This is a genomic window from Bradyrhizobium sp. USDA 3240 (assembly GCF_054063295.1).
Window position 1 is genome coordinate 5,956,996 of sequence record NZ_JBSSGD010000002.1, and the last position, 17,209, is coordinate 5,974,204.

7 protein-coding genes and 5 pseudogenes are annotated in these 17,209 nt (G+C 59.9%); 6 read left to right on the forward strand and 6 right to left on the reverse strand.

The features are described 5' to 3' along the window. Nucleotides 1-545: 545 nt before the first annotated feature. Entirely contained in the window at nt 546-791 is a 246-nt protein-coding gene (locus ACVIGA_RS28755) for a hypothetical protein (protein ID WP_173640826.1), read from the reverse strand. A gap of 289 nt (nt 792-1,080) precedes the next feature. Here ACVIGA_RS28755 and ACVIGA_RS28760 point away from each other — a divergent pair, with 289 nt between their 5' ends. The 3 genes and pseudogenes from ACVIGA_RS28760 (at nt 1,081) to ACVIGA_RS28770 (ending at nt 4,803) form a co-directional block, all read left to right on the forward strand. Further along, nucleotides 1,081-2,424, forward strand: a complete 1,344-nt coding sequence (locus tag ACVIGA_RS28760; RefSeq protein ID WP_173640827.1) for an IS1380 family transposase — start codon at nt 1,081-1,083, stop codon at nt 2,422-2,424. Between the two features lie 157 nt (nt 2,425-2,581). Beyond that, a pseudogene (locus ACVIGA_RS28765) lies at nt 2,582-2,740 on the forward strand (IS256 family transposase); the annotation flags it as partial. 632 nt (nt 2,741-3,372) lie between these two features. Next, nucleotides 3,373-4,803 carry a hypothetical protein gene (locus ACVIGA_RS28770; RefSeq protein ID WP_231168570.1) on the forward strand — a complete coding sequence of 477 codons (1,431 nt, stop codon included), beginning with the start codon at nt 3,373-3,375 and terminating at the stop codon, nt 4,801-4,803. Between the two features lie 466 nt (nt 4,804-5,269). On the opposite strand, the pseudogene ACVIGA_RS28775 reads toward ACVIGA_RS28770, so the two are convergent. The 4 genes and pseudogenes from ACVIGA_RS28775 to tnpC form a co-directional block, all read right to left on the reverse strand. After that, nucleotides 5,270-6,322 (reverse strand): annotated as a pseudogene (locus tag ACVIGA_RS28775) (IS1380 family transposase); the annotation flags it as partial. Between the two features lie 1,081 nt (nt 6,323-7,403). After that, on the reverse strand, nt 7,404-8,654 hold the full coding sequence (locus ACVIGA_RS28780) for an IS701 family transposase (protein ID WP_456670907.1): 1,251 nt from the start codon (nt 8,652-8,654) through the stop codon (nt 7,404-7,406). After that, nucleotides 8,621-8,761 (reverse strand): annotated as a pseudogene (locus ACVIGA_RS28785) (IS701 family transposase); the annotation flags it as partial. The pseudogene ACVIGA_RS28785 and the gene ACVIGA_RS28780, both read right to left, overlap by 34 nt. A gap of 190 nt (nt 8,762-8,951) precedes the next feature. Continuing rightward, a pseudogene (gene tnpC, locus ACVIGA_RS28790) lies at nt 8,952-9,796 on the reverse strand (IS66 family transposase); the annotation flags it as partial. 580 nt (nt 9,797-10,376) lie between these two features. On the opposite strand from tnpC, the gene ACVIGA_RS28795 reads away from it, so the two are divergent. Continuing rightward, nucleotides 10,377-11,309 carry a class I SAM-dependent methyltransferase gene (locus ACVIGA_RS28795; RefSeq protein WP_173642977.1) on the forward strand — a complete coding sequence of 311 codons (933 nt, stop codon included), beginning with the start codon at nt 10,377-10,379 and terminating at the stop codon, nt 11,307-11,309. A 328-nt stretch (nt 11,310-11,637) separates the two neighbouring features. Here ACVIGA_RS28795 and ACVIGA_RS28800 read toward each other — a convergent pair whose 3' ends face one another. Further along, on the reverse strand, nt 11,638-11,775 hold the full coding sequence (locus tag ACVIGA_RS28800; RefSeq protein ID WP_371821702.1) for a DUF2628 domain-containing protein: 138 nt from the start codon (nt 11,773-11,775) through the stop codon (nt 11,638-11,640). A gap of 269 nt (nt 11,776-12,044) precedes the next feature. Between ACVIGA_RS28800 and ACVIGA_RS28805 the strand changes: the two are divergent. Continuing rightward, nucleotides 12,045-12,269 (forward strand): annotated as a pseudogene (locus ACVIGA_RS28805) (transposase); the annotation flags it as partial. Nucleotides 12,270-12,652: 383 nt separating this feature from the next. Further along, nucleotides 12,653-17,086, forward strand: a complete 4,434-nt coding sequence (locus tag ACVIGA_RS28810) for a Ulp1 family isopeptidase (protein WP_456670908.1) — start codon at nt 12,653-12,655, stop codon at nt 17,084-17,086. The last annotated feature ends 123 nt before the right edge of the window (nt 17,087-17,209 follow it).

Sequence of the window (17,209 nt, forward strand, 5' to 3'; positions counted from 1 at the left end):
CCTCTCACTGCGCTTAGCTCTCCCGCGTCTCGGCAAGGTCTCGTCCGAGAATACCGACCCGTTTGTTCAGCGCGTGGCGCAACGCATTGCCCTCACACGCCGTCATCCTGCCAGCAGATCGCTCGGACATACAGTCCATCATGACCCGTTGAATCTCGACTAGTGTCATACCTTCGATCTGGGCAATGCGCCTCTTAACTGCGGCGCGCAAGTGAGTAGTAGTTTTTCCAGACATCGACAGATTCCTGATGCTCCACGGGAGCCCAGCCCGAAAGGCTAACGGCGGCTGACGTTACTGCATCAACATTGGATCGGGCTCCTACCTACTTTAGGGGGCAGCCAGGCAGAGGGCAGGACGACAACCGACGCGACGGCTCACGCTATTCAAGGGGCAATCCGTTGTGTGGTGAGCCTTGGTGATGTCGTCCGGCAACGTCGTCGCCAAGGCTCTCACGTAGCTTCCGTCAATCGGCGCGGAAGCGGAAGGCGTCGTAAGCGTGGAGTGGGCCGCCTCAGGCGACGGCCTTGGCCTTGCCGCAAGGCGCCTAGGTAAGCTTACGCCGTTCGCTCTCAGCCCTATTTGCCGCCTTGAGCTGGCCTGCGATGTAGTCGGAGATATCGCCGATCTCAGCCTGCAAGTCCGCTTCCGGGATACCTTGTTCCTTAGCAGCATCGATGAGGCGGCGGGTCAGTTCGGTGACATCCTGCGACGCGCCGACAGTCCGATACTGTTCGATAGCGTGAACGCTATTCTCGATCCAGAAATCGACAAACTCGCGCGCCTTGCTCATCGTGCATCCTCTCCGCAAATCCCAAGACCAGCGTTAGCGCCGGTGAGCAAACGCAGCAAGGGCTACTCGAAGCTTCGGACGAGCCGACGTTCGGCAGTCAGCCGGAGACGCGCCTTTGGCGAAATTGATCACTTCGCACAGTCTGCGGCGGGCGGGGCTCGATCATTTAGCCCGTCTTATTCATCAGCGGCTTGTTGAGAGGCTGGCGAGCGTGGCGTAAGCCGCTGAGATGGCGTAGGATTCGGTTGCTGACACCCACCCTCCGCGCATCCGGGCCGCCACACTCGCCATGACCGATGATACGAGTCTGCCGTTCTCATTTCCAGCCGTTTCCCGCAAGAAGATCACAGCCTCGTTCGACGGCGGCAAGCTGACGTCGGATGGCGGCGTCATGCTTCTGGCCATGGCGGACCGGCGCCTCGGCTTGGCCGTGAAGTTGTCCTGCGTATTCCCCGAGCGGCGCGATCCGGGACGCATCGTGCACAGCCTTGCGGATATGATCCGCGCCCGCATCTTCGCCATCGCGTGTGGCTACGAGGATGGCAATGATCTCGATCGTTTACGCGGCGATCCGGCGTTCAAGCTGGCTTGCGGCCGACTGCCGGACACTGGCCGGGATCTGTGTTCGCAGCCGACCCTATCGCGCCTGGAGAATGCACCACACCTGCGCGAGGTGATCCGGCTGAGCTCTGTGCTGGTTGACCTATGGATGGACAGCTACGCGCGAGCGCCGAGCGCAATCACGCTCGACATCGACGACACGGTCGACGTGGTGCATGGCCGTCAGCAACTCTCGCTGTTCAACGCCCATTATGATGAACACTGCTTCCTGCCGATCCACGTCTACGACACCGAGCACAGCCGGCCTGTTGCGGTCATCCTGCGCCCCGGCAAGACGCCGAGCGGCCGCGAGGTGCGGGCACACCTGCGCCGCCTGGTTCGGCGCATTCGCCGGCGCTGGCCCGATACGCGTATCACCTTCCGCGGCGACAGCCATTACGCCGGCCCCGAGGCGATGACTTTTTGCGAGCAAAACGGCGTCGATTACATCTTCGCGCCAGCCGGCACGAAGCCGCTCGCCAGAAAGGTCGACGAGGTCTGTGATGCATTTCGAACCGAACGTGCGATCGAGAACAAGATCGTGGTTCGCGGCTACACCGAGACCCGCCACGCGGCCGGCTCCTGGCATCGTGAGCGCCGCGTCGTCGCCCGCATCGAGGCAACCCAACAAGGGCTCGACGTCCGCTACGTCGTCACCAGCCTGGATATCAGCTCGGCTGAGTGGATCTATGACAGCCTCTATTGCGCTCGCGGACAGGCCGAGAACCTGATCAAGCTGCACAAGACCCAGCTCGCCTCCGATCGCACCAGTTGCCGCTCGGCGCTCGCCAACGAGGTCCGCCTCGTCTTCCACACCGCCGCCTATTGGCTCATCCTCGCCGTGCGCGATGCCATCCCAAAGCCGCGCGATCTGGCAACGGCCGAGTTCAACACGATCAGGCTCAGGCTTCTCAAGATCGCAGCCCGCGTCATCGAGACCGCCACCCGCGTCCGTCTCGCCTTCGCTGCGGCGTGCCCCGACGCCGACCTGTTCCGCGACTTGGCAAACGCTCTGGTCCCGCAAGCACCCTGACGCGCGGGGCATGAGCCCCCGGTCACCCCGCTGCCGTCCTCCAACGCGTTCACGAAGTCGGGTCGAAAAGCGGCGAAAAAGCCGAAGCGTTCGCGCGCGCCTTCACCCCGACCGGAAATGTTCCAGCTGCCCCGCCCGGCAATCATGAATAAGACGGGCTAGCTTCTTCAAATTGCTTGAGGGCGCACAGAAAAGCTGGCGACGGCTCGACGGACACAACCAGTTGCCAAAACTCGTTCTCGGTGTGACATTCAACGACGAGATCGAGGTCATCGCCAAGCCGACCGACCGTCAGCCCGCAACCGCCGCCGCCTGACCGGCCCGGTCGTCTCCAAAAATTGGCGATAGCTCATTGCGGGCTTCTGCTAGCGTGGCGCCCGAAACCCTCAGAAGTTACTGAACATCAAGGCTGCGGTGAGATGTTTCCTCACCAACGACGCGCACGCGGCAGATAACTGCATTGTCCGGCTCGGCTACGGCCCTTTGGCCATGTCAGGTTCTCGAAAGCTTGCTCGAGTAGGAGGCCTGCTCAAGGTGATCAGACATGAGGTTAGCGTGGACCGTCAAAATTTTGACCCATTTAATCTACCGGCTTGGTTACAGGTGGAGCACGCTGTCTCGGAAGAGCCCCAGACGGACCAGGCCGGGCAAGACGGCTTTGAGCAACACTTGGCCGAGGCAAACCAGACCGATTCTGCTCCCGTCGCCAGTGAGGGACGAGACAACCAGTTTTACCCCCATCTGTCTGAAGAAGACCGGGACATTATCGATAGGGCGATTACTCAGTATGCGACTCAGAAAAATCCACAACCGAGCACGATTAAGTTTTATACTCAGGCACTTCGTCGATTGGGGAATGATCTCCGCGCTCGTGGCCAAACGACTGATCTAAGGGACCACCGGTCCCTGCTCGATCACGTAAATAGCTACTTTCCGAGAGACGTAAACATGAAGACAGGGGTGGGCGTCCTTCGCGCGTATCACGATTCCGGCCATATCGTTTCTCGCGGGCGGCCGCGCACGATCCCCTCAGCGAAAGACGCGTCTAGCGAAGGCCAGCCGTTCTGGGACGAGCCGATGGTTGCACTCGCCAGGAGCAACGTCCTGCCAAGCGAGGAGGTCCTCATCAACTTTGAGCAGGAGGCAGCTCAGTCGAGAGCAGCGAAGAGGCCGAGGAAGCTAAATAACTCGCAAACGGTTGTAATTGAGCGGCAGCCGACCGAGATCGCGACTTCAGGAGAGGGGGGTGGAGCAATGCCAGCGGCCTCGGCGCTGCAGCCGGCTGAGTCAACGGGAATTGTCGGGCAGAGGGACGAGCAGCCTCTTTATCCGGAGGATGCTCCAGATATCTTGAGGCTTAAGGACGCCCTCATCGAAGGCGGGATGACCTCCGCCGCGGCGAAGCAATATGTAAGCTGTCTTCTTGGCTTTAGCCGTTGGCTGTTCGCAAAAAACAGACCGAGCATCGTTGCTCGGATGGACAGCAAGTCGCTGAGCGACGGCGGTGACATACACGAGTTCGCCGGAGAGGGTACGAGGAAGAAACTCCTTGCAGCATTAGGGCATCTCCGCACCCTTCGGTCAACTGGTGCGCCGATCGTACGCCCAGGGCGCGCTCGCGCCAACCACAATCCTCCTCCCCCGAACGTGGTCCTCACTAATCCCGAAAGCACGGCACTGGTTGGTCCGAGGCGCCTCGACGATGCCGCCGCGCAGCGCAACGCGCCGCACGAAGCTGATAGTCGGCTAGAAGAGCTGCAGGAACAACAGGATGATCAACCCGCGCCGTCGGTTTTCGGCCAAGAGCTCGCCGCATTTGATCCAGAGCAGCTTCCTCAGGAGCAGCTTCGGCGAGTGCTGGATCATCTGGATGATAAACGCATTCCTTCGCCACTCTCCGTCGTTCCAGAGGAGCTTCAGCGACTGGAAAAGGACCTCCACGAGGAGCTTCACGGACGACGGGACAACCATCCCGCGCCTTCGTTCTCAGTTGATCCTGAAGAGTTCACTTTCAATCCAGAGCTGTTCGCCCCAGGGGAGCTTTGGCGACTGCTTGGTGATGAATCCGCCTCGGAGCTTGAGGGAGGGCGTGATGATCAATCGGCTCACCCGTCGGTTTTCGTCCAGAGGCAGGTCGCGCTCGATCCAGAGCAGCTTACTCCGGAGCAGCTTCGGCGAGTGCTGGATCATCTGGATGATCAACCCATTCCTTCGCCAGTCTCCGTCGCTCCAGAGGAGCTTCAGCGACTGGAAAAGGACCTCCATGAGGAGCTTCACGGACGACGGGACAACCACCCCGCGCCTTCGTTCTCAATTGATCCAGAAGAGTTTACTTTCAATCCAGAGCTATTCTCTTCAGGGGAGCTTTGGCGACGATGAATCCGCAGAGCAGGAAGGGTGAGATGATCACCTCGCCCCGTCCGCTTTGGTCCAGGGGGATGTCGCATTCGATGCAGAGCAGAGCTCTCAGGAGGGAGCTAGGGCAAGTGCTGGATCATCTGGATGACCATCCCCCTCGCCAGTCTCCGTCCTCTCAAAGCGGCTTCCCGGTCGCATCGTCCCCGGGGAACCAAAGGCGGCGTCCCGTTTCGGGATCACTTCCAGTCGGCGCGCCGTCAAATCCGACGCGAGCGTGGTATCGCTCCAGCGTAGGCCGCCTTGCGCGGTGTGGTGCTTAGCCCGTCCTATTCGTGAGAGTGCGTTTTTTTTGGTCCGATTGATGTGGCCGCACATCTACTCTGACGAGGCGCGCGGGATTGCCTTCGGCTTTTCATCGCCTGACGACCGGTACTTTGCAACGCGCTTGAGGTGTAGGTTGGGCGAACGGGGGCGGACGCCTCGCCGGTCAAGGACCGAGCGGCAGCAGCGCGCCTGGCAAGCCGCGGATCAGGTCGGCTTCGGGACATGCCGCGGCAAACGCGGCTCGTGGTCTCGACGACACGGGCAGCGAGTTTCAAGAGACGAAGACGCAGCGTCGCGAACTCGGCTGTGGCCAATTCCCGCTTTGGGAATCGCGTCGCGCACGGTCAGCATCAGCCAATAAGCGGCGGTGTCGAGAACGAGGCGGACTTGATTGGCGAGCGCCGAACGGCAGCTGGTGCGATCGGAGGCGAGCTGCGTCTTATGCAGCTTGATCAGATTCTCGGCTTGGCCGCGCGCGCAATACAGGCTGTCGTAGATCCACTCGGCCGAGCCGACATCGAGGCTGGTGACGACGAAACGGATGTCGAGGCCGAGCATCGTCGCCTCAATACGGGCGACGGTACGTCGTTCGCGATCCCAGGACTTTGCCTTGTGGCGCGTCTCGGTATAGCCACGCAGAACCGGCAGGTTCTCGATGGCGCGTCGCGTGCGGATGCCGTCGGCGGCCTCGTCGACTTTTCTGGCGAGCGGCTTGGTGCCGGACAGACCGAAGATGTAGTCGATGCCGTTGGTCTCGCACCACGCCATTGCCTCCGGCCGGGCATAGCGCCCGTCGCCACGGAACGTAATTCGCGTGTTGTGCCACCGCGTCCGGATATGCCGTATCAGGCGGCGCAGATGGGCACGCACCTCGACGCCGCCCGGCGTCTTGCCGGGCCGCAGCACGACCGCCACGGGCCGGCTCTTCTCCGTGTCGTAGACGTGGATCGGCAGGAAGCAGCGTTCGTCATAATGAGCGTTGAACAGCGAGAGCTGCTGATGGCCGTGGACGACATCGCAGGTATCATCGATGTCGGGCGTGACGGATGCCGGCTCGCGCGGGTAGCTATCCATCCATGCGTCGAAGGCGCGGAGCATTCTCCAGCTGCGACAGCGTCGGTTGGGAACACAGATCGCGACCCGTGTCCGGCAGCCGTCCGCAGGCCAGCTTGAATGCGGGATCGGACCGCGGATGATCGAGGTCGTCGGCGTCCTCGCCCACATCGCCGACCTTCCGCATCGCGTCTGCACGAACTGCTGCCCTAGGAATGGAAGCTCCAGCACCAAGCCGACAAGCCCGGCGATCAGCAGGCTGCCTGACCTTCACACGCTATCATAGAGCTCGCCGTGCCCGCGCGCATGCGTTGATCAGGCGGCCTTCGTCGTTTTACGATTACCCACATCTTTTGCGGTGCACTGAGCCGAAAACTTGAGTCGCCAGAATCGCTAGTGATTCTTTGATGTACCAACCGCTGGTACATGCCGATTCCGAGGCCCAGAAAATTGGAACTATGCCTCATGATATTTGGATTCATGGCATGATAATTGGAACCATGTCGGCAGCGCCTTTGAGGTAGGCGATCGAGGGGTAGGCCTTTCCCTTGACCGGCGCTCCAGTCACCGGCACGCCCCTTCTGCGGGGGCATCCCACAACGCTCCGAGAGTGTGGGCGCGGATGGGCCTTTTCGTGACGGGTTGAAGGCTGGGAGAAAGCCTCCCGGCGCCGTCGCGGAGCCCCCTGCGATGTCCAGCGAAACCATACGGCCTCGACAACGCCAACCGGACGAGCCTTTAGCCTGCCCTGTTCTCCCTCTCTTCGAGGCATCTGAGAGCCCGTTGGTATTCAAATTCGCACCATGCAAGCTCGAAAGGTTCCATCAGTGTCTCTACCCACGCCTCGGCAAAGGCTGCCATTCCGACGAAAAACAGAATCCGCGACCTCCTGACTGACTATCGTTGACGTCGCCGGCGAAGTCGAATGAGATGTCCGCCACGGCCAGCGACATATGCAGCTAAGAGGATCGCCATCAGCGCTTCAATTGGACCTTGGTAAGCGTTAGGCAACTCAAGGAAGGCTCGGAACGATACGAAGGTTTATGGCGATCCGTTCGCCTGGCACTTGCCGCTTACGGGGAACAGGTTGCATTCGGGGCGAGGATAGCGAAAACTGTAGCCCTGATAAGAAGGCGGTGGCGCAGCACAATGCGGAATTGCCCGGCTAGTCTTACTGCGTCACAAATCATGACGGCGCATCGACCTGGATTTGGACTGCGCAGCACGGACATCTACGTAGCCGGCTAACCAATGCGCTGGTAAGGCGCCGCCGCATGGTAGCGATCGAATTCGGAATATGACGCTCGGTTCTGAGCGGTAGCGCCCCGCGGCTTTTGATTTTTGGGAAGCGCAAATTCTTTGACGAACGCGGGCCGACGAGGTCGTGAGGGGGGAATCGTCTCCCTTTCGGAGATCAGGAAGCCGTAGGCGGCGATGCATAACGTGGCGTGGTGATGGAAGCCGCGCCAACCACGCCCTTCATAATGCCCCAGGCCGACCTCCTGCTTGAGCTCTTGGTAGTCGCGTTCGATGCGCCATCTGAGCTTGGCGAAGTTGACCAGGGCGCGGAAGGAGATGTTTTCAGGCAGTGTCGAGAACCAGTATTTGGTCGGCTCCGCCTCGCCGTCAGGCCATTCGATCAACAGCCATTCCTCCGCACGGGGCTCGCTCAGCCAGTAATCGCGATTAGCGGGACGGACCCGAACGCGTGCAAAGCGCGAGGTCAGCCAATCAGCACTGCCTTCGCGCCATCTGACATTGCGCCAGGCCGTTCTCGGCAGCGCGAGCGCCTTGACTGAGCAGGGCTTATTTTTGTCGTCGCGCCGGATCAGCTTTGGCGGCCGCCCATTCCCAGACCATCGCTTTGGTGGCAGCTGTCTCGTGCCTGGTGGCCAGACAGAGGTGTGCGGCAAGATACCGGCAACATAGCGCAACCCCAGTGCCGTCACTTCCCCGCGCAGCGCGATATCGGCCCCATATCCCGCATCCATCAGCACAACACCGCGTGCAATGCCCGCTGCACACGCCGACCGGATCTGCTCCAGCGCGATCTCAGGCTTGGTCTTGAAGGTGACATCCTTTGGTACGCCCGCCTTCTCTCGGCGATCCTCATCCTCGGCCCAACTTTCCGGCAGGTACAAACGGTAGGCGATCGGCAAACTCGCATGATGATTGGCAATCGATAGCGAGACCGCCACTTGGCAATTGTCCTGCTTGCCAAGCTGACCGCAGTATTGCCGTGCCGCGCCAACCGAATGCCGCCCTTTCTTGGGAAAGCCAGTATCATCGATGATCCAGGCCTCGATCGGACCGTGTCGCTCGATCTTGGGCTGGACCATCTCTCGCACCTTGCTCAAGACCTTCTCGTCCGACCATCCGCCCGCGCCGACGAAATGCAATAATGTTGATGCTGGGCCGCCGTTCGCTCCGGGGCTGTTATCGCCGCCATCGGCTCGACGCTTTTGCGATCCCCGGGCAGCATCAGGCCAACACAGTAGTCCCTCAGCGGTCTCGTCCGATCCGCGTGCCCGATCACGCTCGCCAAACCCTCGACATAGGCCGTAAATCGCGATTCACCCTGGTTACCGCTTCGGCTACCCATTCCAGCTCCCCCTCGCGTGAGTCCCTCGGGTAGCCGATTCGTCGTCAAAAACGTCCGCGACTTTCTGACTCAGTAAGACTAGGTGGTTGCGGCGTAAGCGCGACTTTCTCGTCACATTGAATCTCGCATAGAATCAGTCGGCCCCTACGAGAGCCAGTGGATTCGCTGCTGGACGAGAGATTATGTTATATCAGGCCGGGTTTTCGGCGCTGCGGCTTTTGGGGAAGTTGAGAGGGAGTAGATCTTCAATATCGTCGTCGTCGCGGCGCTGGGGCAATTCGGTGAGGACATGTCGCAACCATGCGAAGGGCTCAACGCTACAGGCGCGACAGGTCAGCACCAGGCTATAGACAACGGCACTGGCGCTGGCTCCATCAACGGTATCGCTGAAGAGCCAATTTTTCCTGCCACAGGCGAAGATTCTGATGTCGCGCTCAAGAAGGTTGTTGTGGATCGGCATCTCGCCGTCCTCGTTGTAGCGCGTCAGATATTCCCACTGATTGAGCGTATAGGAGACAGCATCGCCGAGCTTGGTGTCGGGCACGACCTTTGCGGCGATTGCTTCGAGCCATGCCTTGAGAGTGTTCAGGACAGGAATGCTGTGTTGCTGGCGGAAGCGGCGCCTGTAATTGGCCCGCGTTTCGCCGTCATCCGGTTTTTCTTCACGCACCTGTCTTTCAATCCGGTAGAGTTGGTCGAAGAACTTGAGGGCTTGCGCCGGCAGCCCGCCGGGTTTCTTCCTCGCTTTGAGGGCGTCGACAAAGCGCCGCCTGGCGTGGGCCACGCATCCGATATGCGTGGCGCCTTTCAACGTGCGCCAGGCCGAGTAACCGTCACTCATCAAGATGCCGCGGTAGTCGCCAAGGAAGGTCTGCGGGTGTTCCTGCCCACGACCAGGCTGATAATCGAACAGCACAATCGGCTGCTCACTGTCCTCGCCGCTGCAATAGGCCCACATGTACGAGGTGCTGGAGGCTTCCTTGTCCTTTTCCTTAATACCTGAACCGTTGTTTCGTCGCCGTGGATGAGGGCCTGGCACGCTCGGGTGCACAACCGTCACCCGCAGCTTCTGTCCTTCTTCCATCACGTAGTGTCCACCTCACATTTGGTGGCCACCTCGTGCATCAGCTCTCTCAACATAAAAGGTACGCGAATGAGGAAGCTAAAGTCCTCGCATTTTAAATCGCCGTCCAAGGAAACGGTAGTGAAGCGATCGATTACGATGTGATGGCTGCCGCCTATCGGGCTGACAATGAGCACGGCGCTTGGAACACGCTATACGAAATGTGCGCCATTCTCGCCTTATTCGGCGCTTGCCTATACCCAACGATCGAGACGATGGCAATCGACAGGATCGAACGACGGAGCGCATCGCTCTGTGCTCACTCCGGCCATCATCGTGCCATCAACGTGTGGTCATCGCGATCGCTGTCGATCGACAGCGTTGCTCCATCGTCTCATACGTACTCTCAGCCCCTCTACTTCATGAAGCGCGATTGAAAAAGACGAACGATGGGGTTTATGCGTCGGCCAATCTCTGCGACAAGGCACCGAGTCGCCTGAAGGCACAGCCGTCGGCTGGTTTGCAAAATGAATAGGAGGCATCGGGTTGCTAATAGATTTTCCGCGCATCAATCGGTCTAAGGCTGTCTTCGATGATATTTATGCTTCGGATGATCCCAGGGCATATTTCACCGTGCTGGGAGACCTGGATTATATGATCCCGGACGTGGCTGAGCCGGTTGTGCGCCAGATTCTCGCGGCGAACGCATCGGCAACTGGCGTTAAGCCGACCGTGCTTGACATTGGCTGTTCATACGGCATCAACGCTGCTGTGCATCGGTTTCCACTGACGTTCGGGGGCTTGCGTCATCGCTACGCTCGGCGCGAGATGAGGGCAATCAGCTCTGATACACTGGTGCGTCTTGATCGCAGTTTCTATGCGTCTTGGCCGGATGTCGGACTGGCACGATTTATCGGTCTCGATGTATCGGCACCGGCGATCAGCTATGCAACAGGTGTCGGTCTCCTTGAGCAGGGTATTGTCGCTGATCTTGAAAAGGATCCGCTATCGACGGACAGCGCGCACATCATCCGCCCCACTGACGTTATCATGTCGACGGGGTGCATCGGCTACGTTACCGAGAAGACGTTCAGCAAAATTCTCGATGCGACAGAGAAGCGTCCATGGATTATCTCATTCGTGCTACGAATGTTCCCATTTGATTCTCTGGCTGCAACGCTCGCGAAGCGTGGCCTTGTAACGGAACGTCTTACCGGCGCGACATTTATCCAGCGTCGCTTTCGCGATGCTGAAGAGTTTGAAAGTTGTTTGGCCACCTTGGCGGCTCTTGGCGTCGATACTACCGGTCTTGAGTCGGAAGGGCTGTTTCACGCCGATTTGCTCTTGTCCCGCCCTGAGATGGATGCGCGCGCCACCCCTCTCGAAAACATTGTCACCGTCGCCAGCGGCAGGGGTCGGCCTATCGGGCCCCGTTATGTGCATATTGGAGGCAACGCGGGCTTGCAGGTTGCGTTGGAGCCGTGACGGGTTCCTTTTCCGAGGATAGTTGTGGGTATGCCCCAAGGAACTGTACACCGAAGTGGATCATACCCTGACTTCCTGAATGATTACTTTCTATCAGGTCGGTAGTCTTACAGAGAAGCCTTGGTTATGACTACTTCGCCGATTGCGAATCCATGTGTTGCCGTGCCGTATGATCGAGGTCGCCGCTGCGTCAGATTTCTACGATCGAGTGCGGCGTATTGCCGTTTCCAACGTATCGTTCGAAGTGCGGCAAGCGAAGAAGGTCGCACTGCGGCCGACGCCAAGGCCAGGGCGAAATCGATAGCAAAGGTCAGCACGAGCCAGCCGATTAGCGCGCCAGCCAGAGCCTGTTCCAGGCCAGCCAGATCACGCCCGCAATCGCGGCCCAGAAATGGAAGCCGGTCGCGTACGAAGACGAATTTGTCGGCCGCCGCAAGAGCCGCGCCGTTGGCCGCGGGGCATGCACTGTATAGACCGGCTTCGAACGCTCCGCCGAGGATGGACTCTTACTTACAGCATGATCTCCCGGAAAACCGGCACGACCTTTTCCGGATCATGCACCCGGAGATCAGCCGCCGAGCTGCCCCTTGGTTGAGACGCCAGCATGCATTCGCTGTGGTCTTCCATGCGAGCCTGCAGGAAGACGCCGTCTTGAGGTCTGAGGTCGAATACCCGAGCGGGTCTCGCATCGGACCCGCCTGACGACAGGAGGGGGGCGCTCCGATTCTGTCGGCACTCGACACCGCCGCATATTGGCTGATGCTGACCGTGCGCGACGCGATTCCCAAAGCCCGGGAATTGGCCACAGCCGAGTTCGCGACGCTGCGTCTTCGTCTCTTGAAACTCGCTGCCCGTGTCGTCGAGACCACGAGCCGCATTAGCCTTGCGTTTGCCGCGGCATGTCCCGAAGCCGACCTGATCCGCGGCTTGCCAGGCGCGCTGCTGCCGCTCGGTCCTTGACCGGCGGGGCGTCCGCCCCCCGTTCGCCCAACCTACACCTCAAGCGCGTTGCAAAGTACCGGTCGTCAGGCGGTGAAAGGCCGAAGGCAATCCCGCGCGCCTCGTCAGAGCAGATGTGCGGCCACATCAATGGGACCAAAAAAAACGCACTCTCACGAATAGGACGGGCTAAAGGGTAGTTTGTTGCTGATTCCCAGCGTGTCAAATTCGAGCCCGGCTTCGAAGGCCTATATTTTGAAAGTGAGAACGGATGGATTTTCCCCTCGACGAAGTGGGTGAGCACGGGCCCGCAAGAGAGTTCACCCGCGGCGCCGTCCGCAGATACGGCGACCTTTGAGCGGCAGCTGAGCGAGATCGCCAATTCAGGTGGAGGTGGTGGAGCAATGCCGGCCGCCTCGGCGCTGCAGCCGGCTCAGTCAGCTGGGGTTTTGAAAGGGCACAGGAAGCAGCCTCTTTATTCCGAGGATGCTCGCCTTATTTCGGGGCTTGAGGAGGCCCTCCGCAACGGCAACGCCGCCAACCACACCGCCAGGGATTATGCAGGTTCTCTTCTCAGCCTTGGCCGCTGGCTCTTCGCAAATAACAAAGATCCGATCGCTGCTCGGCTCGACGACCAGTCGCTAACCGATGATGCGCGCGAGGCCATCAAAAAGGGTCCTAACAGGAGACGACTCCTTCTGGCAATAGACCATCTCCGGACCTTCCAGTCGACGGGCGTCGTGCCGATCACAGGCCGGGCTGAGCTAAATCCTCACCCTCAGGACGTAGCTCTCATCAAAGAGTACAAAAACGAAGCAGCGACAGGGACCGGCAGAGGGTATGCAACTGTTCTTCGCAGTTTCAGTGACTACCTGCGTGAAAACAACAAGAAGGGCATTGCTGCTCGGCTTTCCGGCAAGGCGTTGGATGGAGATGTCGAGAGCTATAGGAAAGACGCCGGGGGTAATCGGAATATCGGTGCCGCACTGGCTGATCTCCGAAAATCGCAGGCTGGCGCTAAAGCGATGGAGCGCGAGCGCCATATTTCCCCCGTTCCTGATCCCGAAGACGCAGCACTGATGGAGCCGATGCCCGTCGGCGGCGCCGCTGCGCAGCACAGCGCGTCGCAGGACGCGGGCAGTTGGCCAAAGGAGCTGCTTCCTGTAGAAGGCTACGATCAGGATTTGCTTTGGGAGCTGATGGACGAACCCGGCCCGTCGTCATCTCTTCTTGAGCCAGCCGCGCGCCATGACCAGTCATCGGATCCCGGAGAGTCCATTCGTCCCTTGAATTGGGGCTCCGACCGCCAGCAGTTCCCGGACGAGCCGATCGGTGCACTTGCCAAGAGCAACCTCCTGCCAAGCAAGGAGGTCCTCATCAACGATGAGCATGACACAGCTGAATTGAGGCCAGCGAAGAGGCCGAGGACCCTAGACAATCTGCACGGCGTTGCCATTGAGCGGCAACTGAGCGAGCGTGGTGGAGCAATGCCGGCCGTCTCGGCGCTGCAGCCTGCTCAGTCAGCTGGGGTTTTGATAGGGCGGAGCAAGCAGCCTCTTTATTCCGAGGACGCTCGTCTTATTTCGGGGCTTGAGGAGGCCCTCCGCAATGGCAACGCCGCCAACCACACCGCCAGGGATTATGCAGGTTCTCTTCTCAGCCTTGGCCGCTGGCTCTTCGCAAATAACAAAGATCCGATCGCTGCTCGGCTCGACGACCAGTCGCTAACCGATGATGCGCGCGAGGCCATCGAAAAGGGTCATCACAGGAGACTCCGTCCGGCAATAGACCATCTCCGGACCTTCCAGTCGACGGGCGGAGTCGTGCCGATCACAGGCCGCGCTGAGCTAAATCCTCATCCCCAGGACGTGGCTCTGATCAAAGAGTACAAAAACGAAGCAGCGACAGGGACCGGCAGGGGGTATGCAGCTGTTCTTCGCAGTTTCAGTGACTATCTGCGTGAAAACAACAAGCCGAGCATTGCTGCTCGGCTTTCCGGCAAGTTCCTGGATGGAGATGTCGAGAGCTATAGGAAAGACGCCGGGGGTAAGAATATCGGTGCCGCGCTGGCTGATCTCCGAAAATCGCAGGCCGGCGCTAAAGCGATGGAGCTCGAGCGCCATATTCTCCCCGGTCCTGATCCCGAAAACGCGGTACAGTTGGAGCCGATGCCCGGCGGCGGCGCCGCTGCGCAGCATGCGTCGCAGGACGCGGGCAGTTGGCCAAAGGAGGTGCTTCGTCCCTTGAACTGGGACTACGACCGCCAGCAGTTCCTGGACGAGTCGATCGGTGCACTTGCCAGGAGCAACCTCCTGCCAAGCGAGGAGGTCGTCATCAACGATGAGCATGACACAGCTGAGTTGAGGCCCGCGAAAAGGCCGAGGACCCTAGACAATTTGCACGGCCTTGCCATTGAGCGGCAGCTGAGCGAGATCGCCAATTCAGGTGGAGGTGGTGGAGCAATGCCGGCCGCCTCGGCGCTGCAGCCGGCTCAGTCAGCTGGGGTTTTGAAAGGGCACAGGAAGCAGCCTCTTTATTCCGAGGATGCTCGCCTTATTTCGGGGCTTGAGGAGGCCCTCCGCAACGGCAACGCCGCCAACCACACCGCCAGGGATTATGCAGGTTCTCTTCTCAGCCTTGGCCGCTGGCTCTTCGCAAATAACAAAGATCCGATCGCTGCTCGGCTCGACGACCAGTCGCTAACCAATGATGCGCGCGAGGCCATCAAAAAGGGTCTTAACAGGAGACGACTCCTTCTAGCAATAGATCATCTCCGGACCTCGCAGTCGACGGGCGGGATCGTGCCGATCGCAGGCCGCGCTAAGCTGAATCCTTATCCCCAGGACGTGGCTCTCATCAAAGAGTACAAAAACAAAGCTGCGACAGGTACCGTACGTACCTATGCAGTTGTTCTTAACAGTTTCAGTGACTACCTGCGTGAAAATAACAAGAAGGGCATTGCTGCTCGGCTTTCCGGCAAGGCGTTGGATGGAGATGTCGAGAGCTATAGGAAGGACGCCGGGGGTAATCGGAATATCGGTGCCGCACTGGCTGATCTCCGAAAATCGCAGGCTGGCGCTAAAGCGATGGAGCGCGAGCGCCATATTTCCCCCGTTCCTGATCCCGAAAACGCGGTACTGATGGAGCCGATGCCCGCCGGCGGCGCCGCTGCGCAGCACAGCGCGTCGCAGGACGCGGGCAGTTGGCCAAAGGAGCTGCTTCCTGTAGAAGGCTACGATCAGGATTTGCTTTGGGAGCTGATGGACGAACCCGGCCCGTCGTCATCTCTTCTTGAGCCAGCCGCGCGCCATGACCAGTCATCGGATCCCGGAGAGTCCATTCGTCCCTTGAATTGGGGCTCCGACCGCCAGCAGTTCCCGGACGAGCCGATCGGTGCACTTGCCAAGAGCAACCTCCTGCCAAGCAAGGAGGTCCTCATCAACGATGAGCATGACACAGCTGAATTGAGGCCAGCGAAGAGGCCGAGGACCCTAGACAATCTGCACGGCGTTGCCATTGAGCGGCAACTGAGCGAGATCGTCGCTTCAGGCGGTCGCCTGCTGACGTCGGCCCCCACCCATCAACTGGGTGCATCGCCATGGCAGGCGCAGCCGACGATGCAGGGGAGTGGGTACCAAGATGCCACGGCGCTGCAGCGAGCTGTCAGTCGGCCATTGGTCCTCCCGGAAGGTTATAATCAGGATCTGCGTTTGATGGTGGAAGACGGCCCACCGTGGCCCGGGGTTCCCCCGGAGCAGGCGCAGGACATAGTCCAAGCTGGACAGCAGGAACCTGCCTGGTCCGCCTCAACCTGGTCGCCGCAGATGCCGCTCAACTTTGATTGGAGTATGTGGCCGATGCTGGAAGCATCGCCAGCGCAGGCTGCCAGGGCTCGCTCAAGCACCTACGGCGGTCTTGAGCCATTTCTTGCTCTGAATGCGCCGACACCGTCCGAGTTGGGCGACGACGCTCACTTTGCGCCAGCGCACTCTACCAGGGCTCCCTCAGACATCTACGCTGGTCTTGAGCCATTTCTTGCTCTGAATGCGCCGACACCGTCCGAGTTGCGCGACGATGCTCACTTTGAGCCAGCGCAGGCTGCCGGGGCTCGCTCAAGCACCTACGGCGGTCCTCCATTGGTTGATCTGACTGCGGCCACGCCGTCTGAATCACGCGACGATGTTAATTCTGTGCCGGCGTTTCCGAGCACCTCCTACGATGCTCAGATCGGGGCTTTAGGTCCGACAGCCTCGCCTCACGGCCGCGGGCTGGTGCTCGAGGACACGGAATGGCTGGGCGACGAGCATGTCCTGAGAGATTACCAGCTCCTGGCGCAAGAGTTGGGGGGGAACAATCCGAATCTCGCCGCCCGGACGCGGTTCGTGGATCCTCTCATAACCCTTGTTAGCCTGCGCTTGGGCACCGAGAGCGAAATGCTACGCGCATTCCAGCGCATCGTCCATGATCAGAATGGTGACGACACAGCCGACTTCCTGTTCCTGCCAGTGAACAATGCCCGTGCTACGAATCTCCCCGGCACCCATTGGTCGTTGCTGTTTGTTGATCGCCGCGACCGCGAAAGGCCGGTTGCCTATCGCTACGACTCCATGGGGGAATACAACAACACGCCCGCAGCAGAGCTCGCAGCAAGGCTGGGCGCCCGCCTGGAGTCACGCGGCATGACCCAGCAGCTGAACACTTATGATTGCGGCGTCTTCGTGGTGGACGGCACGCGGGCGCTGGTTAGGCAATTGGAGCAAGGACGAGCACCACACCTGCTGAACCTCAGCAGCCTCGTTGCCAATCGGCAGGCGCTGCAGAACCGACTCAGGGGCTGATGTCGTACGCATACGACGAAGCTTTCAATTACCCATAATTTCGCCGACTCGCGCTGATCCGCGAAATCTTGAATCGAAAGTATCACTTGTGATTCCTTGGGAGCACTTGATTCGCGAGGGGGC